Here is a 21,204-nt window from a genome sequence, read left to right as displayed (position 1 = left end):
AACTTGAGCAGCGATCACAGTTTGTTCAATCCACCGACTCTGCGTTATGATTCCAACAGCAATCATTCACGATTTGCCATATCCATCACAGTTAACATTATTTTGTTAACGAACAATTGATCTCAACTTTGATAAGTGTTCAGTATGAATGACAAAGCAACGCAGTCCAACCTGACTATCCTGATGGAATACGGCATGGGCGAAGAAGAGCTATTGGCACGCACCGCATGGTTCTATTACCACGACGGCCTGACCCAAAATGAAATCGGTGACCGACTGGGGCTGACGCGCCTTAAAGTCTCGCGTTTACTGGAAAAAGGCCGCCAGTCCGGCGTGATCCGCGTGCAGATTAACTCACGTTTTGAGGGGTGTCTGGCGCTGGAAAATACCTTGTTGAATCGCTTTGATTTGCAGCATATTCGCGTGTTACCGCACCTGTCGGAAGGCATTTTAAGCAGCCGTCTGGGCGTGGGTGCCGCGCACATGCTGATGAGATTGCTCAAGCCCGGTCAGCTGCTGGCGGTGGGTTTTGGCGAAACGGCGATGAGCACCTTGCAGCACCTGAGTGGGTTTATCAGCTCGCAGCAGATTCGCATGGTGACGCTGTCCGGTGGCGTGGGGCCTTATATGACTGGCATCGGCCAGCTCGATGCGGCCTGTGGCGTAAGCATTATCCCCGCACCACTACGGGCTTCCTCCGCCAGTGTCGCGGCGATTTTCCGCCAGGAGCGCAATGTGCATGACGTGATGCTGGCGGCCTGCGCGGCGGACATCGCCATCGTCGGCATTGGCTCGCTGAACCAGAAGCACGACGCAACGATCCTGCGCTCGGGCTATATCAGCGAAGGTGAACAACTGATTTTTGGCCGCAAAGGCGCGGTCGGCGACATTCTCGGCTACTTCATGCAGCGCAACGGCGAGCTGGCGGAGAATATGGCGATCCATGACGAGCTGATTGCCGTCTCGCCGGATGAATTAGCCAATATCCCCACCGTGTTGGGCGTCGCCGCTGGGGTGGAAAAAGCCGAGGCGATTGTCGCGGCGCTGAAAGGTAAAAGAATTAACGCACTGGTTACCGAAGAGAACACGGCACAGGCGATGCTGGCGCTACTCGACTGACGCGCAAGGTGTGTTCTGCGTGGCGGAGGTAACGGGTATGGGCAAAAACCGGTATGAGAGGCGACTATGAGCACAACATCTGCGTCAAAACAGGATGCTTATTTGATGGCACTGGATGCCGGCACAGGCAGCATCCGCGCGGTAATTTTCAATCTCGAAGGGGAGCAGATAGCCGCGGGACAGGCCGAGTGGATCCACCTGCCAGTGCCGGACGTGCCCGGTTCGATGGAGTTTGATTTGAGCAAGAACTGGCAATTGGCCTGCCAGTGCATCCGCCAGGCTCTGCATGAAGCACAGATCCCCGCCTCCACTATTCGCGCCGTCGCTGCCTGTTCAATGCGCGAAGGCATCGTTCTTTATAATAAAACCGGTCAGCCCATTTGGGCCTGCGCCAACGTCGATGCACGTGCCAGCCGCGAAGTTTCCGAGCTGAAGGAAATTCATGATTTTGAATTCGAGCGCGAAGTGTATGAATGCTCCGGCCAGACGCTGGCACTAAGTGCCATGCCGCGCCTGCTCTGGCTGGCACATCATCGCCCGGATATTTATCGTCAGGCCGCCACCGTTACCATGATTAGCGACTGGCTGGCCTGTATGCTGAGTGGCGAGCTGGCGGTTGACCCTTCCAACGCGGGCACCACCGGCATGTTAGACCTCGCCACCCGCAACTGGCGCCCGGATCTGCTCGACATGGCCGGGCTGCGCGCCGATATGCTCTCTCCAGTAGCCGAAACCGGCACCCGGCTTGGCTCAGTCACAGCCAAAGCAGCAGAAGCCAGCGGTCTGCTGGCTGGTACGCCTGTGGGCATGGGCGGCGGCGATGTACAGCTCGGCACGTTGGGGCTGGGCGTGGTGCGCGCCGGGCAGACCGCCGTGCTGGGCGGCACTTTCTGGCAGCAAGTGGTTAACCTGCCAGAGCCAGTCACCGATCCGGAAATGAACATACGCATTAACCCGCACGTGATCCCCGGCATGGCGCAAGCCGAGTCGATCAGTTTCTTCACCGGCCTGACCATGCGCTGGTTCCGTGACGCATTCTGCTCCGAAGAAAAGCTGCTCTCCCAGCGTTTGGGGGTCGATACCTACTCGCTGTTGGAGGATATGGCCGCCCGTGTGCCAGTCGGTTCATGGGGCGTCACACCGATTTTCTCCGACGCGATGCATTTCAAAACCTGGTATCACGCCGCGCCCTCTTTCATCAATTTGTCGATCGACCCTGAACGCTGCAATAAGCAAACCCTGTTCCGCGCCCTGGAGGAAAACGCCGCGATTGTCTCGGCCTGTAACCTGGACTTGATTGCCGAGTTCTCCGGCATCCGCGCCAGGTCGCTGGTGTTCGCCGGTGGCGGCTCGAAAGGCAAGTTGTGGTGCCAGATCCTCAGCGACGTGACCGGAATTCCGGTAAAAGTGCCGGTCGTGAAAGAAGCCACGGCCCTGGGCTGCGCGATTGCTGCTGGCGTGGCGGCGGGTGTCTATTCCACCCTCGCCGAAACCGGAGAATCCTTAGTGCGCTGGGAGCGGGAGTACCAACCCGACGCGGTGAATCATGAAATTTATCTGTTGCAGAAGAGTAACTGGCAGGCAGTTTACCTGGACCAACTGGGGTTAGTAGACAGGGCGTTAACAACGTCGATGTGGAAAGCACCAGGGTTGTAGCAGCTGGGCGGCCATGTTGGGCACCGCACTGCCGGGGACCATACCGACGGACACTTGCCCGCTGTGCGCCTGCTCGTACTGACGTAAGTTTGAATATAAAAGGATATGTTTGTCAGAAAACGTTTGCCGGTTTGCATGGCCAGTACAGAACCATCATGGCGCTGCCCGAACATAATGAATCTTATGGCCAGTTAACGCGGATTGCCTTTGGGTAGAGCGGCAAAGAAATCTGCACAGGACGGCTTACGGGTTTGCTCGAGGATTTCCGCCAGTGCGGCGAGAGATAAGTCAGAACAGTCAACGCTGAGATACTGGCGCTGATGGCAGATTTTAAGCGCCGCCGACTTCAGACCACGCTTATCTCCTCCGACCGGCGCTCCGGCAATCATCGCGCTGAGTAGGCGATCGACGAAAGGCAAATTGCCGTTTCGGTCTGGAGGAGCCATACATAGAAAAGCCCGCTCAGGGAAACCTGAGCGGGCTTTTTGCTTATAACTGTTCCGCCAGCGTTTACTCTTTCGCTATTGGTGCTGCGTCTTCATCGATTTTGGTATCGCCCTGAATAGCAGCGATCTTCTTCTCGGTAGCTGCAACCTGCTCGCTGTTGTGCAGTAATGTATAGGTGAGATCAAACTGGGTGCTGGCTCCCGGCTGCAACTGCTTCACGCGTTTTTGCGCCCGCTCAACGGTTACCGGATAGGCATAGCTGGTGCCGGGTTCAATTCCGGTCACATAACCCTGTTTTATTGTGTCAGTGTTTTTCCATAACGTCAGCACGGGCAGCTGACGGGTATCGAACTGGATAGAGGCGCCCTTATCTCCCTTCTTGTTGACTACTGCCGCCAGCGTCTGAGCGTTCTTATCGGAGAGCGGTTTGATGTTAAAGACCATTTCATCATACCCTTTGGTCGGGCCGGCATAAGTTTGCCATGTTTTCAGCCCGGCTTTAGCATAATCATTAAACGGGCTGATACTGGCCATCGGTGCCAGGAAGCGCGCGCCCTCTTCCAGAATCGGGGTGCTGAAATTACTGTGATAGATTATCTGATAATCGTGCGGATAATCTGCATGGTTGGTTAAGCGATCGTGCAGGCTGAAACTGTTACTACCAGGCACGTAGCGCAGTTCAGTCATGGTCTGCAAATCAGCTTTCTTGAAGGTGCTCTCTTTTATCAGGCCACGGATACGAATTTCATAAGGTGCCGTATCTGATACCTCGACTTCTGTCTGGGAGACAGGCGTGTTCCCCGCTTTACCATGCAGCGTGTAGATCTGGCCGTCAGCAGTAACCGGATGACCTGTCCACTCATAGCCACAGCGCACCATCATTTCATTGAAACCTTCCAGCCAGCCTGCGCCGTTACGGCTTTCCAGATTGATAAACGCCGGGTTAACCACCTCTTTAACAGGAGAATCCCACCCCATTCGCGAACCAAACCCCTCTACGCTGAGAAGATTCATGCCACGGGTTGGACTCAGCGTAATGGTCAGCCCATCCTTGCTGCTGATGACGATCACTTTGCTGCCTTCCTGCTTACCGCCATGCAACACTTTTTGCTCGATGCTGAACGTTTTATCTTTGACGTTCAGCTCCTTACTTGAAATCTTCCAGTTTCCTTTCTCTGTGCCAGCTTCAGCACTGGTCAGCACCCAGGTTTTAGCCGCAGCCTGACCTGAAATCATGACCGCAAGCATCGTCAGAACCAGTTTTGTTTTCATCTCTTATCCCTTTTTGCTGAATCGATTTTTGTTTTGCCCGGAAAATATACGGCTAAGAAAGTTAAAGAAATGTGATGGGCTTCAACTGAAGGGAAATTGCACTTAATACGCCGAGAAAATGCTGTGATTATCACAGTTTAATGAAAGCAAACCTGGCTGTTACTTAATAAATGAGGTGCAGAGCACTATTTGCTTTATCGTTTCAGCTTCTCAGAGCTGGCCAGGGAAAGGTTTACGTTTGCAGGGAATCGAACTGAAGAAAGGAAATGTATTAACGGATTTAAGCGGCAAAGAGTCAGCGTTCAGGCCTTATAAATCTGATCTCTTTACCGCATAAAAATAAACGATGGCGACCTGCCGGGCGCTTACTCAGCTACTGTCGTTTTAAAATACGAAAGTAGTTGAGATCTCTTCAGGAGGAGGCATCCCATCGACGAAAAACAACGCTGGCATTCACGCCGCCAAAACCGAAGCCGTTGGATAACGCATAGGTTATGGCAGCATTACGTGCCTTTAACGCCACAAAATCAAGGCCCTGGGCTGCCTCGTCCGGGTTATGCAGATTCAGCGTGGGTGGGATAACCTGATCACGCAGGGCAAGCACAGTAAATATGGCTTCAACGCCACCCGCCGCCCCCAGCAGATGGCCGGTCGCTGACTTGGTTGAACTGATTGCCACGCCTGAATGCGTGCCAAACAGAGCGCGGATCGCCGCCAGCTCCCCTCTGTCTCCTACCGGGGTTGAGGTGGCATGGGCATTAATGTGCTGTATATCTTCAGCACTTACCCCAGCCTGAGTCATAGCCAGCTCGATAGCCCTGCGGGCGCCGCTGCCATCCTCCGGCCCGGCGGTAAGATGCCATGCGTCGGCACTGGTGCCATATCCCACCAGTTCAGCCAGCGGAGTCGCGCCGCGTGCCAGCGCATGTTCAAGAGATTCAATCACTAATAATCCCGCCCCCTCTGCCATAACAAACCCATCGCGATCGCGATCAAAAGGCCTTGAGGCTTCGGCAGGTTTGTCTGCAAAACCGGTGGAGAGCGCGCGTGCAGCGGCAAAACACCCCAGGGTGACACGATCAATTGCGGCTTCTGTACCACCACAAATGGCAATATCCGCTTCCCCACTTTTGATCAGCCGGGCCGCGTCGCCAATTGCCTGCACTCCTGCTGCACAGGCGGTGATCGGTGCGCCAATCGGCCCTCTGAAACCATAACGGATAGAGACGTGACCGGCGGCCATATTGGCAAGAAATGAGGGCGCGGTAAAAGGCGACAGTCTCCGCGGGCCTCTTGTATCGGTGGTGCGAACGGCTTCCGCAATTGCCCCAAAGCCTCCCACTCCCGAGGCGATAATGGTGGCCGTACGTTCTCGCTCCCGTTCATTAGCGGGCTGCCACCCAGCCTGAGTCAGCGCTTCCTGCGCCGCGATAAGAGCAAACTCTATAAAACGGTCCATTTTCTTGCGTTCTTTGGCCGGTATAAACTGCTCTGGCGCATAGCCTGCTTCGGGATCTTCGGAAAGCTCAGGAACCTGTCCCGCTACGGTAACCCCTGTTCCGTCACTGATTTCAGCAGGAAGAGATCTTATGCCAGATTCTCCTTGTAGCAGCCTGCGCCAGACCTTCTCTGTACCACATCCCAGCGGAGTCAGGGTGCCGCAGCCGGTAACGACTATTCGTTTATGGTGTTCAGGAGCCATGGTTAAAACCTCTTTATTCAGTTCGCTATCTACAGGATAGTAAAATCCTGGTACGGGATGAGATCCGTTTTAGTTTCACAGTGGCGCAGGGGCCTTCTCTTCAGCAGGCTTCTGTTCATCAGGACGGATTCTGAACCAGATGGCATACATTGCCGGCAGAAATACCAGGGTGATGAGGGTGCCGCCAAACGTACCGCCAATCAGGGTATAGGCCAGCGTTCCCCAGAACACCGAGTGCGTCAGCGGGATAAACGCCAGAATGGCGGCCATCGCCGTCAGCAGTACCGGCCTGGCGCGCTGAACCGTGGCCTCTACCACGGCATCAAATGGCGTAAGGCCCTCCTGCTCGTTGTGATGGATCTGCCCTGTCAGGATCAGGGTATTGCGCATCAGGATGCCCGACAGCGCGATCAGCCCAACCAGCGCATTAATGCCAAACGGCTGGTTGAAGAGCAGCAGCGTGGGCACGACCCCAATTAATCCCAGTGGCGCGGTAAGGAAGACCATCACCATCGCGGACATTGACCGCACCTGTAGGATGATAATCAACAGCGTCAGGGCGATCATCACAGGGAACAGTGGTAACATCGCTTTAGTGGCTTTTCCTGACTCCTCGATCGAACCTGCCTGCTCAATGCGGTATCCAGCCGGCAGCTTATCGATAACAGGCTGTAACGCTTTCAGCAGCGCTGTGGAGACATCCGGCGGTTGCAGCTGCTCAGCAATGTCTCCCCGCACCGTAATGGTCGGGGTACGATCGCGCCGACGCAGCACAGGCTCTTCCATGCGCACTTCAACTTCCCCTATCTGTGAGAGCGGAATGCGTTGACCTGAAGATCCCACTAAGGTGAAGCCCGCTATTTTTGCCGGGTCGAGCCGGATATCTCCGGCTGCGCGTGCCATAACCTGCACTGAGCGGATATCCTCACGTACCGAGGTAACCGGAACGCCAGAAAGCAGAAACTGAAGCTGCTGAGCAACCGCAGCCGAGGTCAGGCCCACCGCCTGTAAGCGACTCTGGTTGAGGGTGAAATGCAGCGTCGGCACCCGCTGGCCCCAGTCGGTGTTAACGCTCCTCATCATCGGGCTGTTCTGCATTACCGCTTCGACTTTGTCTGCAATCATACGCAGTGTGGCTGGATCCGGCCCCATAACGCGATACGCCACCGGATAAGGAGAATAAGGGCCAAATACCAGCTGCGTCACACGCACGCGTGCCTCAGGTGCCAGACCGTTAGCCGCCGCTTCTCGCAGCCGGAATTTGAGCGCCTCACGATCTTGCTGACTCTCCGTCAGCACAACAATTTTCGCAAAGGAGGGATCGGGCAGTTCCGGTGCCATAGCGAGATAAAAACGCGGTGAACCCTGCCCGATATAGGAGGTAACGATTTTTGCCTCTTTCTGCTTCTCCAGCCAGGCTTCAATTTTCGTGGTGGTGGCGCTGGTCTGCTCAATGGAGGTGCCATACGGCAGCTGCACTTCTACCAGTACCTCCGGTCTGTCAGAGGTAGGGAAAAATTGTTTTTTCACCAGCCCCATACCGAGAAGCGCGACGGTAAAGATGGCAATAACGGTGCCAGCCACCAGCCACTTCCTCGCAATGACGCGGGTCAGTATCCGGCGAAAACGGTTGTAATGGCGGGTGTTATAAATGGCTGCATGGCCGCCCTCCACCGTTTTGATTTGCGGCAGCATTTTCACCCCCAGATAAGGCGTAAACACCACCGCCACTATCCAGGAGGCTATCAGGGCGATACCCACAATCCAGAACATGTTGCTGGTATACTCACCCGCCGTAGAGTGGGCAAACCCGTTGGGCATAAAGCCGACGGCTGTCACCAGCGTGCCCGCAAGCATTGGCGCGGCCGTGTGGCTCCAGGCATAGGCGGAGGCTTTGATGCGATCGTATCCCTCCTCCATCTTCACCACCATCATTTCGATGGCGATAATGGCGTCATCCACCAGCAAACCCAACGCCAGAATCAAAGAACCCAGGGTTATACGGTCGAAGTTTTTGCCCGAGGCCTCCATCACCACAAAGACGACAGCCAGCGTCAGCGGTACGGCAGCGGCGACCACCACGCCTACCCGCCAGCCCATACTGACGAAGCAGACCACCATCACTACCAGCAGGGCGACAAAGAACTTGATCATAAATTCGTCAACGGCTGAGCTGATATTGACGGACTGATCGGTAACTTTGGTCAGTGACATACCGAGCGGCATGCCCTTATTGATTCTGGCCGTTTCCGCATCCAGCGCCTTGCCAAGGTCGAGTCCGTTCCAGCCTTCCCGCATCACGATGCCCAGCAACAGCGCTGGCTCACCCTGGTTACGTACCCTGAATGTCGCCGGATCTTCGTAGCCTCGTTCAACGGTTGCCACATCCGAAAGTTGCAGCGTCCGGCCCTGAACCACAATCGGCGTTTCGCGGATCTTCTCCAGTTTATCGAAGGCACCCTCCAGGCGGATAAAGACCTGCGGCCCGGCGGTGTCAATCGAACCGGCGGGGGTCAGTACGTTCTGATCGTTGAGGGCAGAGAAGATATCCTGGGGAGCAATACCCAGCGTAGCCAGCCTGTCATGGGAGAACGAGACAAAGATGCGCTCACTCTGCTCACCAATAATGTTGACCTTTTTCACGCCGGGCACGTGGAGAAGCTGCTGACGCATCGATTCCGCATCGCGGACCAGCAGACGCTGTGGCTCCCCTTTCGCCTTGAGCGCAAAGAGCGCAAAGGTGACGTCGGAGAATTCATCATTAATCATCGGGCCGATAACACCGGACGGCAGGTTTTTAGCCTCATCGCCCATCTTCTTGCGTGCCTGATAGAACTCTTCCTGCACCTGTGAAGGCGGCGTACTGTCCTGTAGCGAAAGCAGGGTAAAAGCCAGACCGGGGCGGGTGTAAGTCTCGCTGCGGTCATACCACTTTAATTCCTGCATACGCTTTTCAAGCGGTTCGGCTACCTGATCCTGCATCTCCTGCGCCGTAGCGCCCGGCCAGGCAGAAATTATCGTCATCTGTTTGACGGTAAAGGGAGGATCTTCAGCGCGACCCAGCCCGAAGAACGAGAGAATACCGGCGACAGTAATCAGGATGATAAGGAACAGAGTGACAGATCGCTCGCGAACAGCCAGCGCTGAAAGATTGAAACGTCCGCTGCTCATGGCTGCATCCTGCCGTTGCCCTGTTCAGCGATGCGAACCGCTTCCCCCTCATGCAGCAGATGCGCGCCCAGAGCAACTATCTCTTCTCCCGGCCTGAGACTTCCGGTGACACTTGCCGCATCGTCACTTAATGCCAGCACCTGAACGGGCCGCCATGAAACTTTGGCGGGCTTGCCTGAAATCTCCCAGACACCCGGCCCTTTACCCGGATCATAAAGGGCAGCTACAGGCACCTGGAGTACCTGGCGGCTGGTTTTATCCTCTGCAATATACAGCGTCACGGTGGCTCCAAGCGGCGCGCCTGCCAGCGCACCCTCAAGCGTATATCTGGCTTCAAAGGTGCGCGTAACCGGATCGGCGGCATCGGAGAGAAGGCGCAGTTTTGCAGGAACAAACTGTTTACCGCTACCGTAGAGCGTTGCCTGCGCGTCGCTTCCCACGGCAGGACGCAGTGTCTCAGGCAACTGCACGATGGCCTCGCGCTGCCCTGCTCTGGCCAGTCTGACCACCGGCTGCCCAGCGGTAACAACCTGACCTGGCTCTGCCAGCGTATCCATTACCATGCCGTCGGCATCGGCCAGCAGTACAGCATAGCCCGTTGCGTTTTGCGCCACATTTGCCTGTGCCAGCGCAGCGCTGAGATCGGCTCGGGCGGTCTCTGCGGCCACCTTTATTCCATCATAGGCCGATGCAGAAACGGCACCTGAAGTGACCAGACCGCGATAACGAGCTTCATCAGCAGCGGTTTGCCTGGCGCGCGCTCGCGCAGCAGCAACCGCCTGTTGCTGAGCCTGCGCCTGAAGGTGGAGATCGGCGGGATCCAGACGTATCAAAGGTTGCCCCTTTTTAACGGCCTGACCGGTATCCACCAGACGTTCCTGGATTTTTCCCTGCACTCTGAAACCCAGGTCGCTTTGAATGCGGGCGACAACAACGCCGGTAAATGCGCGCGAGGCACCCTCCGCATTTACCACGGTGGCAGCCCTGACCACAGGAGGCTGATTACGAGGATCGTCAGTGACAGAAGGATCGCCGCAGGCTGCAAGGGCAAGCGGCAACAGGCAAACAGCAAAGGTGACAGGGGTGAGCCTGAGCATGGGTTCCCTTAAAGATTAGCAGGACGGTAGCCGCATTCTCAAACTAGTGACCAATAATGTCAATAGTCACTATCTCTGCACAGCACATTCAGGGTGAGAGACTTCTCAGGATCAGTGAGGATAACAGCGCAGCGGCTGTTGAGGCCGTCTCCAGATTGTATTGCAGCTGAACCGGACTGATATAAGGCCGCATAACCAGATATATCGCATGTGTAGCCTCATCCAGCGGCGTTTTACGCTCAAATTCGCCCGTGCTGCGCCCTTCAAGAATTATTTGCTCAATGAGCTGACGCAGACGCTCTTCATGCTTTTCTGCCGAGGGCCACTTATCACGTGCTGCAACCGCGGCAATGTCATAGAGCTTGCGATCGTGAAAAAAGAGATCGCTCCCGGCTTCAATAAGCGCCTTTAGTAAACGCCTCATTTTTTCCGAGGCACCAGGCGCATCAGCGAGGGCTGAATCAACAATCCTCATGATCATCGCCAGCCGGTTGGTGCAGATCACCTCGCCAATTGCCTGCTTGGAATCGAAAAATTTATAGATATAGGCCTTTGAAAAACCGATTGCTTTAGCCAGGTCAGAGACGGTGGTTTTCTCATAGCCAAAATGGCCGAAATGCTCTGTTGCGGCTTCCACGACCCTGTCGCGGATGTTGTGGTCCGATGGCCCACGGGAGGGATTAACAGTAGTGTGTTTAGTCATTTTTCCAGCTTAGCTCAAAGTACCCTGATTAAACGAGTAACTAAAATATAATTTAGTCACAACTCCGGACTCACTCAAGGACTTTCAGTGCGCCCTGTCTGTTCCTGAACAGCTAATCAGAATCCGGTTGTGAACTCATGGTAAGGCAACCTGTTCTCAGGGCTTATTCCGCCTCAGACTTTGTAGCCATGATACGGCGCTTCTCTTCAGCCCAGTCGATCAACGCTTCCATGGCTGGCCCCAACGCAATACCGATATCGCTCAGACTATATTCAACTCTTGGGGGTACCTGCGGATAAACGGTACGGGCAACAATGCCATCACTTTCCAGCTGCCGCAGCTGCTGAATAAGCATTTTCTGGTTCACGCCGGTCACCAGCCGCTCCAGCTCAGAAAAGCGTATCGGGCCTTTTGCCGCAAATAACTGGCAGATGATGATGATTTTCCACTTGCCCTCCAGCACCTGAAGCGCCTCGGTAGTGGTTTCCGCCCATACCATTCGCTGGCTGGGATCTTCACAATTCCAGATTCGTTCTTGTTTCATACTTACCTTTTAGGGTGTTACTTACTTATTTGTCTGTTCTTGCCATATTAATCTGTACGGACTAGCATGACCAGTACTATCACCTTACATTTTCAACAAGGGGCAAAAACATGGAAATAGGCATTATTGGCACAGGCAATATCGGCAGCACTCTAGCCCGCAAATTTATCGCGGCTGGCCATCAGGTGCGCGTGGCAAACTCCCGTGGCATTCAGGGCGTTCAGAGTTTTGCTGATGAAATCGGGGCAACGGCAGCCGACATCTATGGCGCAGTTAAAGGGGCCGAAGCGATCGTTTTAACGATTCCATTACCGGCCCTGGCATCGCTACCCAAAGATCTTTTTGATGGCGTTCCCGAAACGGTCCCGCTAATTGATACCAGTAACTACTATCCGGGCTTACGGGATCCGCGTATTGCTGAAATTGATCAGGGGATGATTGAAAGTATCTGGGTGTCGAAGCAACTTTCCCGGCCAGTGATTAAGGCCTTTAACAATATTCTCGCCTGGACACTTGCAGAGTCCGGCAAGCCAAAAGGGTCGCCATCACGCTTAGCCGTGGCCGTAGCGGGCGATGACGTTAAGCACAAACAGGTGGTGATGAGTCTGGTGGAAGATACCGGTTTCGATCCTGTCGATGCTGGCTCTCTGGAAGAGTCATGGCGGCAACAGCCTTCAACGCCAGCCTACTGCTGCGATTACAATGCACAGGAGATGAAAAGAGGCCTCGCTGCCGCCGTCAGGGGCGAAGCGGCAGCGAAACGCGATCGCCTGCCGGAGCTGTTTGGTAAACTGGGTGCCAATCCCACTCATGAAGCTGTTGTAGCGATGAACCGTTCGCTTAATCCGTTGTAATTATCAGATTTTAAGCAGCTTCACCGTGGCATCAACGTCTATCTCCTCTTCCGAGAAGATTAAGGTTGTTCCCTGGAAGGTAGTGATAGCGAGTTTTTTCAGCGAGCGCATTTCACCAGCCTCAGTGGCGGATTTTGGCTTGATGCTGTTCATCAGAATCCCCACAGAGAGCACCGCATTCTCTTTATCAATGCGCGTCTCGGCAGGAACTTCTTCACTGTAAACCAGGTAAGACTTGATCGAGGTGAGCTTAATACGCTCACCTGCAATATAGATATATTTGCTTTCCGGGGCGACCTTCACAGCATACGCTGATAAACCCTTGTTATTCGTGGTGGGTTCGAAAGTCACTGCCGCATTTTTCTTGATCAGCTCGGGGTTGGCGACCTTAATCACATGAAAATAACGGTTATCCCCGTTTTCATCTTTGATAAATCCAAAACCTTTATCTTCAAACCAGGTTGTGATTGTTCCGTTCATCGCCATTACCGCCTGCTTAATCGTTTATCTGCTCAATTTTTTCAGCGCGCAGTGTAAAGCACATTGCCCGCGCAGACTACGCCTTTGGTTTAAGTGAGAGAAAAAGACCCCCTCCGCCTTTTTCACACTTGCCTCATCAGGTGTTACTCATTGCCCCACTGATTCAAAAACGCCGCTATCTCGTCGATACGTTGCCCGGCGATACCCGCTTCACTGGCCATCTCTTGTTGCGCATCCTCACTGATCTCTTCGTTGTTCTCTAAACGAGTGAACAGCAGCTGGAAATAGCGCGCCAGAGGGCCACGTTCTGACTCATCCACTGGCTTTGCACATTCTGTCGAATACTCATCCACGATGTCATAAAATTTAATTGGCACTTCTTCGTTCATCATTCATTCCCGGAGTTAAGATCTGTATCAGTTGCGGCCTGCATTGCCAGCGCCAAATAATATCATCATTATTTCCTTTTTTCAGGCCTCCCTCCAGGGCAAGAGCGGATTCGCCAGCCCGCTTAAAATTCGCTATCATCCGCTCCCCCTTTCCCGCTGGTAGCCTGATGTCGAAAATTATTGATACCTTTATCGCCCCGCCGTGCCATGAAAAGATCGAAAATCTTTTTCAGGATGAGCACCTGGTGCTGATCAATAAACCCGCCGGGTTGCTGAGCCTTTCGGGGAAAAACCCACAAAATCTTGATTCGGTGCATTACCGGCTGGTAAAGCTTTTCCCCGGCTGCACTCTGGTCCACCGTCTTGATTTCGGCACTTCCGGGTTGATGGTGATTGCCCGCAATAAGGCGGTCAATGCTGCCCTCTGCCAGCAGTTCAGCCAGCGCACAGTGACCAAAGTTTACAGCGCGCTACTCTGCGGACATCTGCACAACAATGAGGGGACGATAGAGGCAGCCATTGCCAAAGATCCGGCACTGTTTCCACTTATGTCGATTTGTGCAACCCACGGCAAGCCAGCCCGCTCCCACTATCGGGTTGTTGAGCGCTTTTATCATGAGCTGGGAGAGAGGCGCTTACTGCCGGTGACGCGGGTAGAGCTGACCCCGGAGACGGGGCGAACCCATCAACTGCGCATTCACTGCCAGCAGTTGGGCCACCCTATTTTGGGCTGCGACCTGTATGGCGGTCGTCTTCTGCCTGGCACAGAAATGACGCCGCGGCTGATGCTTCACGCCAGCGAGCTGAATTTTGTGCATCCCATTAACGGAGAGCTAATCAAAGCGCGCAGTGCCAGCCCGTTCTGAAAGCTCCTCTCTGCCGGCGTGGCCACCCGATAAAGACCTGCGTTTAATCATCAACTGGCTGAACATAAAATTTTGATGGAAAGTCCTGAAAGGCTTTTCCTGCATCAGCCTCTGCAAGCCGTTAATTACCACATCAAATCGTCAGGCACTTTAAAATCAGCATAAGGATCTTCTTCATCCTGCTCTTCCTGACTGAGTGCGCTGTTTAAGACAATACTGTTCGCATCCCGCTGGGCAATTTTATCGGCTACGCTTGCGGGGATAATGGCGTATTTGCTTTCGCCATTCTCATCAACGCTCAGGCGGGCAATGGCGAGACGCCCGTTAATCAGCTGGGCTTGAGTCGCCTTATCAACGCTGATTTTTTTGATTAAATTACCATCGGTGAAGTTAAAACCAATGTCGCCTCTGGCAATGTCGATCTTGTTCATCTCGATAAGCTGTTTTACCTGAGCTTTATGCTCTTTGGATAAAGCCGCCTGCTTATGCTGTTCACTGAGCTGTTTATCACGCTCCAGCTGCGCTTTTTTATTCTCTTCTACTGCCGCCCTTGCCTCACGCGCCTGCACCCGTGATTTTTTAGCGGTTCTTTGCACTTTTTCCATTTTTTTGCTGGAGACTAATCCCGCTTTTAGCATCTGCTCTTGTAAAGTAAGTTTTGTCATTCTGGTTCCTGAACCCGTTAGATCATGGGTGGGATTATACCTGTAATTACGGAGGCTGTGCCAGATTACAGGGCTTGCTCGTGGCAGGGCCTGGTTTTAGCCGAGGGGGAGCGGCTTAGCGAGTCAGAATTTTCAGCTGATAATGCCCTGTCACACCCCTCACCGGTCTGCCGTAGTGAGTGCAGGTTCAGTGGCCTCTCTGCTGTTAATTTAACCCTTTCTTGCATAATGGTTTTAAGCACGCCCCGGTGAGCATTTTTTACCGATGAGTAAGGGATTACCCTTTCCTGGCGCTGGCAGGGCTTTGAAGGATTTGTCGGCGGTACTGACGCCTCCCTTGCAGGAGTGGCCGTGATTACCTGCTAACATCGCTGTTCACTCCCCGGCACCCTTTTAAATATCATCTCTTTCCGTATTGAAAAGAGAGTGCCCCTAAGCGAACAGCTTTTTCAGTATGTTGATCACGCAGAAATGCCGCTCTGGCCACAGCAGAAAAGCGCGGATTTGCAACCTTACAAGAGGAGGGTTTTAACTTACCTTTAAATTATAACTTCCGTATAAATGCTGCCCGAGGCAGGAAATTACCTGCCTGCGCTTTCAAAAACTTGCGACTGGAAGAGGAGCGAGTGACAGTAAGGAGTTTTAAGCCATTAGAGTGAAGTACAGGTTGTAGTTCTCTTCATCAAAACAGACCAAATTAACCTTTTGTATTTTGGTATTTTCACGCACGCACTGCGTAATCACCTCCAGTGCAATTTTAGCGGCCCTTTCTTTGGGAAAACCATAAATCCCGGTACTGATATTGGGGAAAGAAACCGTTTCGATATCATATTGATCAATAAGTTTAAAGCAACTCAGGTAGGCATTTTTCAAAAGCTCATCTTCGTGTTGCCTCCCGCCATGCCAGCGTGGCCCAACGGTATGGATGACATAATCAGCAGGTAAATTACCGGCGCTGGTGATAACAGCATTACCTACCTTGCAGCCTCCCTGGCGATCTCTGATTACCTGACACTCAGCCAGAATCGTTGGCCCACCAGCATGATGTATTGCACCATCTACTCCGCCTCCTCCCAGTAACGAGGAGTTAGCAGCATTCACAATAGCCTGCGCAGCTACTTTTGTGATATCGCCTTGTATTAAGGTTATTTTATTCATGTTGTTCCACTCTTTTTATACTTTTGCCAGACAGGTTACTCGTTATACAGGCTGCTAAACCGTATCAGGCAACATTTCTTCACTTGAAACAGCTAACAATGCATTCACTGTAAGGTAAAACTGCTAGTTGAGTTTATATCACCTGTGACTTCTGAGGCTGGGCAGACAAATAAAATTACCTTCGGCGGCAGCTGTGATGGTAATGACATCATTATTTCAGATGTACCGGTCACTGAGTGAAGAGTGTCAGGAGCTGACAGCTGACCGCAATCGTCCGGTTGCATATCAGATCTGATGAGCCTGACTACGACAACTGAAAACCGATGCGGATTATACGAATGAAGATAAATCCGCATAGCTCGCTTTTTCATGCCAGGTGGGTACGTCAGGGTAAAAAGGACTTTTTTACAGGGACGGTTTTACCCAGGCCCGTTACGGCAGGCAGCGACATCTCAGATGCTGCCCGTCTGTTGATCACTTGATCAGAACCAGGCTTCCCACATCGCGCCAACGTTGAACGAGTCGAGTTGCGTATCGTCATCGCTGCCATTTACGCGCGCCGTGCGTTTGTTATCCACTTCACCGCCGGTAACGTAGAACCGCAGCATTGGCCGGAACTCTGGCCCCATAGCAATGGAAATATTTTGCGATAACGTCAGCTTCCAGCCATGGTTATCGCCGCCCATATCATAATCTACATGCTGATAACCCGCTTCCAGCCAGGTTGAATGAACTTCATTCCACCAGTACATAGGACGCACAATGGCGCCATAGTTTTTGCGGTTATCGCTCTCATCTGCATCGTTGGTGTAGTCATGGAAGGCGAGAAGATACTCCACCTGCGCCTGTTGCGTGAATTTATAGTTACCTTCAAAGCTGGCATAAATGGTTTTTAAGTCATCGGTTTTGTTATAGACGCTGTTATCAGAATTGTCGGAGTAGCGGGCGATGACTTTGTTAACGCCTTTATCACCGGTGTGGCTCAATACAAACGCGCCCTGCCAGGCTTTCAGCCGCTCTTCGCTCTCAACCGCTTTTGAGTCAAATCCATAGTTCGCGTAAATCTCCAGATCCAGCGGGCCAACCTTCATACCATGAATTTTTGAGGTCAACGCATAATTCCCCTTATCGCCGGTTCCTGAGCCGCCGGTACAGGTAATGCGTGAAGGGTTTGCTTCATCATCCATGACTTCCGGGCTACAGGATTCAACGGCAGCGACGCCAGCAACATCAAATTTCACCCCGCCCAGGTCAAAGTCTTTGATACCAGCACCCTGGCCATCATGATTCATCCAGAAATAGTCATTAATGCCCTGCTGGGGCCGTTGGTGAAAATCGCGGCCTGCCCAGAGATAGGCGTCAGGATTAGAGGCGAGTATATTGGTTACGCCTGCATAGGCTTTTTTGAGGTTAACCTCATCGCCCCAGTGATCGATCATCACGTTAACGTCCCAAATCGCGCCGTTATCGCCACGGAAGGCTTTGGAAAGCTGAAATTCGCCGCCATTGCCTTCATTACCCAGGCGACCGATAGCCGAAGCGCCATTATAAGAGCCATCCACTGCGACATATTTCTGATCGCCACTCTGGTATTGCGCGCCGTAACGAGCGTAGCCGGTAAACTTCACACCAAAAGGGATCGCCAAATCGGGGGATTGCGCCGTACTTTGTGGTTCAGTGATGACATCAGCCTGCTTGTTCACTGCCGCATCCATTTTGGCCTGCCGCTCCGTCAGCGCTTTATCGACGGCTTTTGCCACAATGGCGTCAATTTGTTCCTGAGTAAATTCTTGTGCGGCCACGGATGCAGAGCACAGCGAAGCTACAACCAGCAGCGAGGCTGGAAGCATTTTATCTTTTTTCATTGTTGTCTCAATATAGTTAATTATTTTCAGACAATAGCGTTCTCGCCGGACGCGGCACAAAAGCGTGCCGCGCCCGTGAGAGCTGTTTTATTTTTTATTCACAGAGGTCAGGGTTAGTTTATACAGGGTTAAGTTTATTACTCCGGCTAATGAATAATAAGCTATCGCTGATAGAGATGAATAATCTCAGCAGATAACTCACGCGCTAGCAGTGACGTCATTAAATGATCCTGTGCATGCACCATAATTAACGTCATCGGCTGCTTCGCTTCGCCAGCATCCTGCTCAATTAATTTGGTTTGCATTTTATGTGCCCGAAGCGCAAAGGTATCTGACTCTTTTAACAGCTTTTGCGCCTCCCCGATGCTGCCCTGGCGTGCTGCCTGCAACGCTTCAAAGCACAGGCTTCTTGACTGTCCTGAGTTCACAATGATTTCCATCACTGCCTCTTCTAAATCAATCATTATTTAACTCCTGCTCACTAAAGCCATTATTAGCTGACGTTGCGGCAAACCATTCGCCGCTTTTTTTCACGGTGCGCTGCTGGCTGACTAAATCGAGCTGCACAAATCCGTAGCGGTTTTTATAGCCGTTGCACCATGACCAGTTATCGATAAATGTCCACATATGGTAGCCAAGACAGTTGGCGCCTTCGCTTATTCCTTTGTGCAGCCATTTAAGATGCTCAGCAATAAATTCGATACGATAGTAGTCGTCTATTCTCCCCTCCTGCACAAATCGCTGCTCATTTTCAACGCCCATACCATTCTCAGAGATAAAACAGCGAGGATTACCGTAATTAACCCGTAAATTCGTCAGAATGTCATAGATACCAGGTTCGTAAATTTCCCAGCCACGATAGGGGTTCATTTTCCGGCCCGGCATTTCATAGTTTTCAAAAAACCACTCGGGCATAAAGGGTGAGGCGGGGTTTACCGCACTGTCACGACATTTTACCCGGCGTGGTTGGTAGTAGTTCACACCCAGCAGATCGATTTTCCCTTCTGCTATCAGTTCACTATCGCCCGGAAGCGAAGCAGGAAGCTGATCGTACTGACGGAGCAGCCCCACCAGATCGGCGGGATATTCGCCGCGCAATACCGGGTCAAGGAAGCTGCGGTTGAACAACAGGTCAGCATGATGGGCGGCGGTGATATCTGCCGGATGCTGCGAACGTGGATATGAGGGCGTAAGGTTCAGAACGATGCCAATCTCGCCGTTGTAGTGCCCAGCCCGATAGGCCTTTACCGCCGACGCATGGGCCAGAACGGTGTGATAAGCCACGGTTGCCGCTCGTTTAAAGTTGACGACGTTGGGATAGTGGAAATCATAAAGATAGCCACCTTCAACCGGTACAATCGGCTCATTAAAGGTGAACCAATGCCCTACCCGATCGCCGAAAAGCTCAAAACAGATTTGTGCATAACGACTGAATGCAGCAACGACTTCCCGGTTTTCCCATCCGCCTTTTTCCTGCATCACCATCGGCATATCAAAGTGAAAGAGCGTGATAAAAGGTTTTATGCCCTGCGCCAGCAGTTCATCAATCACGTTGTTGTAGAAGGTGACCGCTTCAGGGTTCACCTCACCCGTGCCGTCCGGGATCAGGCGGGACCAGCTCAGCGAGGTACGAAAGCTGTTGTGGTTAAGCTTTTTGAGCAACGAAATGTCTTGTTGCCAGTGTTGAACAAAGGTTGAGGTCCTGGCCGGACCGATGTTTTGATGAAAGCGCCAGGGCTGCTGCTGATACCAGACATCCCAGATGGTGGCACTTTTGCCTCCCGCCAGGCTGTCGCCTTCGGTCTGCAAGGCAGAACTGGCACTGCCCCACCAGAAATTCTCGGGAAATGTATATTTCATCGCTTTACTCTCCAGAGTGATTAGTTGGTGCCAATCGTTTCAGCAAGGGGGCTACTGCTTTGCGCTTTCTGCTCTTCTGTTTTCAACAGTGAACGTTCGTAAGCACGCAGGAAAGGCAGGTACATCAGGGCTGAGAGCACCATGCAAATCAGACACATCACCACCGGACTGATCGCCCAGTTTGCTGCCCACGACGCGCCAATCGGGGCTGGCGTTGTCCATGGCGTGAGCGACACTACTTGTGCCAGCCAGCCCATTTTGGTCGCCGTGTAAGCCAGTACGGCGTTGATCATCGGGACACAGACGAACGGGATAAACAGGATCGGGTTCATGATAATCGGTGCGCCGAACAGGATCGGTTCATTGATGTTAAAGAAGCTCGGTACCACGCCCATTTTGCCGATGGTGCGCAGATGGACGGCGCGGCTGCGCAGTAACAGGAAAGCCAGCGGCAGTGTAGATCCCACACCGCCAATAAGCAGAAAGTGATCCCAGAAGCCTTGCAGATAGATGTGCGGTAGTGCGCTGCCCGCCGCCAGAGCCGCCTGGTTGGCGGATAAGTTAGCCATCCAGAAAGGATTCATGATGCCGGTGACAATCAGCGCGCCGTGAATACCGGCGAACCAGAATATTTGACACAGCAGCACAGAGAGCAGGATCGCGGGCAGAGAATCGGAGGCAGAAACCAGCGGCGCCAGCAGATGCATAATGGCCTGCGGAATAATCATGCCGGTTTTGGCTTCAATAAATAAGTTAAGCGGATGCAGCGTACCAATAATCACCACGACAGGGATCAGGATCTCAAACGAACGGGCAACACCGGTTGGCACCTCTTTGGGTAAACGAATGGTGATGTTGTTTTGCTTGAGCCAGGCGTAGATGCGCGTCGTATAGATGGAGGTGATCAGCGCGGTAAAAATCCCCTGCCCGGAGAGATATTCCGTGGAAATGGTGCCATCACTGTAGGGCGCGGCAACCAGCAGGAAGGCCATAAATGCCAGCAAACCTGACATCACAGGATCGAGCGAAAATTGCCGCCCCAGACTCGCGCCAATACCAACCGAGATAAAAAATGTCATCACGCCCATGCTCAGATTAAACGGCAGCATCAGTTGATCGCGATAGGTGGTAGAGAAATCCAGCCAGGCTCGGGCAAAGCCATTGGTGGTGGTTTCAGAGAAAGGCGGGAAAATAAATACCAGCATGAAAGAGCCGATAATCATAAAGGGCAGCGCGGCGGTAAAGCCGTCACGGATCGCAATGACGTACTTCTGTTGCCCAAGACGACCCGCTAACGGCGTGATGGATTGCTCAATGACCGCAATCATGGATTGATATAACGAACTCATAAGCGCA

General features: G+C 52.9%; 18 protein-coding genes and 1 pseudogene. 4 read left to right on the top strand and 15 right to left on the bottom strand.

What is annotated here, in order from left to right; genetic code table 11:
• Positions 1-144: 144 nt before the first annotated feature.
• Both lsrR and lsrK read left to right on the top strand, forming a co-directional pair.
• Positions 145-1,119: a transcriptional regulator LsrR gene (gene lsrR, locus AAH450_RS02890; protein ID WP_342908826.1), complete on the top strand. Its 975-nt coding sequence runs from the start codon at positions 145-147 to the stop codon at positions 1,117-1,119.
• Positions 1,120-1,185: 66 nt separating this feature from the next.
• On the top strand, positions 1,186-2,775 hold the full coding sequence (gene lsrK, locus AAH450_RS02885) for an autoinducer-2 kinase (RefSeq protein WP_342908825.1): 1,590 nt from the start codon (positions 1,186-1,188) through the stop codon (positions 2,773-2,775).
• Positions 2,776-2,966: 191 nt separating this feature from the next.
• Here lsrK and AAH450_RS02880 read toward each other — a convergent pair whose 3' ends face one another.
• The 7 genes from AAH450_RS02880 to AAH450_RS02850 all read right to left on the bottom strand — a co-directional run bounded on the left by AAH450_RS02880 (position 2,967) and on the right by AAH450_RS02850 (position 11,711).
• Positions 2,967-3,221, bottom strand: coding sequence for a DUF1028 domain-containing protein (locus tag AAH450_RS02880; RefSeq protein WP_342908824.1), 255 nt, complete (start codon positions 3,219-3,221; stop codon positions 2,967-2,969).
• 64 nt (positions 3,222-3,285) lie between these two features.
• Positions 3,286-4,494 carry an aldose 1-epimerase family protein gene (locus AAH450_RS02875; protein WP_342908823.1) on the bottom strand — a complete coding sequence of 403 codons (1,209 nt, stop codon included), beginning with the start codon at positions 4,492-4,494 and terminating at the stop codon, positions 3,286-3,288.
• Between the two features lie 412 nt (positions 4,495-4,906).
• Positions 4,907-6,196 carry a beta-ketoacyl-ACP synthase II gene (fabF, locus tag AAH450_RS02870; protein ID WP_342908822.1) on the bottom strand — a complete coding sequence of 430 codons (1,290 nt, stop codon included), beginning with the start codon at positions 6,194-6,196 and terminating at the stop codon, positions 4,907-4,909.
• A gap of 75 nt (positions 6,197-6,271) precedes the next feature.
• The gene (locus tag AAH450_RS02865) at positions 6,272-9,367 is read right to left on the bottom strand and encodes an efflux RND transporter permease subunit (RefSeq protein ID WP_342908821.1); all 3,096 of its coding nucleotides are present in this window, start codon (positions 9,365-9,367) and stop codon (positions 6,272-6,274) included.
• A complete protein-coding gene (locus tag AAH450_RS02860) occupies positions 9,364-10,464 on the bottom strand; it encodes an efflux RND transporter periplasmic adaptor subunit (RefSeq protein ID WP_342908820.1) in 1,101 nt (366 codons plus the stop codon). Before AAH450_RS02860 ends, AAH450_RS02865 begins: the two co-directional genes overlap by 4 nt.
• Positions 10,465-10,552: 88 nt before the next feature.
• Positions 10,553-11,167, bottom strand: coding sequence for a TetR/AcrR family transcriptional regulator (locus tag AAH450_RS02855; RefSeq protein ID WP_342908819.1), 615 nt, complete (start codon positions 11,165-11,167; stop codon positions 10,553-10,555).
• A gap of 163 nt (positions 11,168-11,330) precedes the next feature.
• Complete coding sequence (locus tag AAH450_RS02850; protein ID WP_342908818.1) at positions 11,331-11,711, bottom strand: winged helix-turn-helix transcriptional regulator; 381 nt, start codon at positions 11,709-11,711, stop codon at positions 11,331-11,333.
• A gap of 107 nt (positions 11,712-11,818) precedes the next feature.
• On the opposite strand from AAH450_RS02850, the pseudogene AAH450_RS02845 reads away from it, so the two are divergent.
• Positions 11,819-12,565, top strand: a pseudogene (locus AAH450_RS02845) (NADPH-dependent F420 reductase); the annotation flags it as partial.
• A 3-nt stretch (positions 12,566-12,568) separates the two neighbouring features.
• Here the strand turns inward: AAH450_RS02845 and AAH450_RS02840 are convergent.
• Both AAH450_RS02840 and AAH450_RS02835 read right to left on the bottom strand, forming a co-directional pair.
• On the bottom strand, positions 12,569-13,051 hold the full coding sequence (locus AAH450_RS02840; RefSeq protein ID WP_342908816.1) for a cold-shock protein: 483 nt from the start codon (positions 13,049-13,051) through the stop codon (positions 12,569-12,571).
• Between the two features lie 137 nt (positions 13,052-13,188).
• Entirely contained in the window at positions 13,189-13,434 is a 246-nt protein-coding gene (locus AAH450_RS02835; protein WP_342909558.1) for a DUF2543 family protein, read from the bottom strand.
• A gap of 167 nt (positions 13,435-13,601) precedes the next feature.
• Between AAH450_RS02835 and AAH450_RS02830 the strand changes: the two genes are divergently transcribed.
• Positions 13,602-14,300 (top strand): RluA family pseudouridine synthase, encoded by a 699-nt coding sequence (locus AAH450_RS02830; protein ID WP_342908815.1) that lies wholly within the window; start codon positions 13,602-13,604, stop codon positions 14,298-14,300.
• A 125-nt stretch (positions 14,301-14,425) separates the two neighbouring features.
• Here AAH450_RS02830 and AAH450_RS02825 read toward each other — a convergent pair whose 3' ends face one another.
• The 6 genes from AAH450_RS02825 to AAH450_RS02800 form a co-directional block, all read right to left on the bottom strand.
• On the bottom strand, positions 14,426-14,965 hold the full coding sequence (locus tag AAH450_RS02825; RefSeq protein WP_306213128.1) for a DUF2058 domain-containing protein: 540 nt from the start codon (positions 14,963-14,965) through the stop codon (positions 14,426-14,428).
• Positions 14,966-15,607: 642 nt separating this feature from the next.
• Positions 15,608-16,123, bottom strand: a complete 516-nt coding sequence (locus AAH450_RS02820) for an O-acetyl-ADP-ribose deacetylase (protein WP_342908814.1) — start codon at positions 16,121-16,123, stop codon at positions 15,608-15,610.
• Between the two features lie 482 nt (positions 16,124-16,605).
• Positions 16,606-17,988, bottom strand: coding sequence for a carbohydrate porin (locus AAH450_RS02815; RefSeq protein WP_342908813.1), 1,383 nt, complete (start codon positions 17,986-17,988; stop codon positions 16,606-16,608).
• Between the two features lie 161 nt (positions 17,989-18,149).
• Positions 18,150-18,452, bottom strand: a complete 303-nt coding sequence (locus AAH450_RS02810; protein ID WP_318791262.1) for a PTS lactose/cellobiose transporter subunit IIA — start codon at positions 18,450-18,452, stop codon at positions 18,150-18,152.
• Positions 18,445-19,848 carry a glycoside hydrolase family 1 protein gene (locus AAH450_RS02805; protein ID WP_342908812.1) on the bottom strand — a complete coding sequence of 468 codons (1,404 nt, stop codon included), beginning with the start codon at positions 19,846-19,848 and terminating at the stop codon, positions 18,445-18,447. The genes AAH450_RS02810 and AAH450_RS02805 overlap by 8 nt, the downstream gene beginning before the upstream one ends.
• Positions 19,849-19,868: 20 nt before the next feature.
• A complete protein-coding gene (locus tag AAH450_RS02800) occupies positions 19,869-21,197 on the bottom strand; it encodes a PTS sugar transporter subunit IIC (protein ID WP_342908811.1) in 1,329 nt (442 codons plus the stop codon).
• Positions 21,198-21,204 lie beyond the last annotated feature (7 nt).

The organism is Erwinia magellanica, from assembly GCF_039023495.1.
GTDB lineage: Bacteria > Pseudomonadota > Gammaproteobacteria > Enterobacterales > Enterobacteriaceae > Erwinia.
This window is presented reverse-complemented; position numbering and strand designations above follow the sequence as displayed.

Coding starts and splice junctions, on each gene's coding strand:
- AAH450_RS02860 (WP_342908820.1), bottom strand. CDS start 10,464: ATGCTCAGGCTCACCCCTGTCACCTTTGCTGTTTGCCTGTTGCCGCTT.
- AAH450_RS02865 (WP_342908821.1), bottom strand. CDS start 9,367: ATGAGCAGCGGACGTTTCAATCTTTCAGCGCTGGCTGTTCGCGAGCGA.
- AAH450_RS02820 (WP_342908814.1), bottom strand. CDS start 16,123: ATGAATAAAATAACCTTAATACAAGGCGATATCACAAAAGTAGCTGCG.
- AAH450_RS02855 (WP_342908819.1), bottom strand. CDS start 11,167: ATGACTAAACACACTACTGTTAATCCCTCCCGTGGGCCATCGGACCAC.
- AAH450_RS02805 (WP_342908812.1), bottom strand. CDS start 19,848: ATGAAATATACATTTCCCGAGAATTTCTGGTGGGGCAGTGCCAGTTCT.
- AAH450_RS02825 (WP_306213128.1), bottom strand. CDS start 14,965: ATGACAAAACTTACTTTACAAGAGCAGATGCTAAAAGCGGGATTAGTC.
- AAH450_RS02840 (WP_342908816.1), bottom strand. CDS start 13,051: ATGGCGATGAACGGAACAATCACAACCTGGTTTGAAGATAAAGGTTTT.
- AAH450_RS02810 (WP_318791262.1), bottom strand. CDS start 18,452: ATGATTGATTTAGAAGAGGCAGTGATGGAAATCATTGTGAACTCAGGA.
- lsrK (WP_342908825.1), top strand. CDS start 1,186: ATGAGCACAACATCTGCGTCAAAACAGGATGCTTATTTGATGGCACTG.
- AAH450_RS02815 (WP_342908813.1), bottom strand. CDS start 17,988: ATGAAAAAAGATAAAATGCTTCCAGCCTCGCTGCTGGTTGTAGCTTCG.
- AAH450_RS02850 (WP_342908818.1), bottom strand. CDS start 11,711: ATGAAACAAGAACGAATCTGGAATTGTGAAGATCCCAGCCAGCGAATG.
- AAH450_RS02880 (WP_342908824.1), bottom strand. CDS start 3,221: ATGGCTCCTCCAGACCGAAACGGCAATTTGCCTTTCGTCGATCGCCTA.
- AAH450_RS02830 (WP_342908815.1), top strand. CDS start 13,602: ATGTCGAAAATTATTGATACCTTTATCGCCCCGCCGTGCCATGAAAAG.
- AAH450_RS02800 (WP_342908811.1), bottom strand. CDS start 21,197: ATGAGTTCGTTATATCAATCCATGATTGCGGTCATTGAGCAATCCATC.
- AAH450_RS02835 (WP_342909558.1), bottom strand. CDS start 13,434: ATGAACGAAGAAGTGCCAATTAAATTTTATGACATCGTGGATGAGTAT.
- AAH450_RS02875 (WP_342908823.1), bottom strand. CDS start 4,494: ATGAAAACAAAACTGGTTCTGACGATGCTTGCGGTCATGATTTCAGGT.
- fabF (WP_342908822.1), bottom strand. CDS start 6,196: ATGGCTCCTGAACACCATAAACGAATAGTCGTTACCGGCTGCGGCACC.
- lsrR (WP_342908826.1), top strand. CDS start 145: ATGAATGACAAAGCAACGCAGTCCAACCTGACTATCCTGATGGAATAC.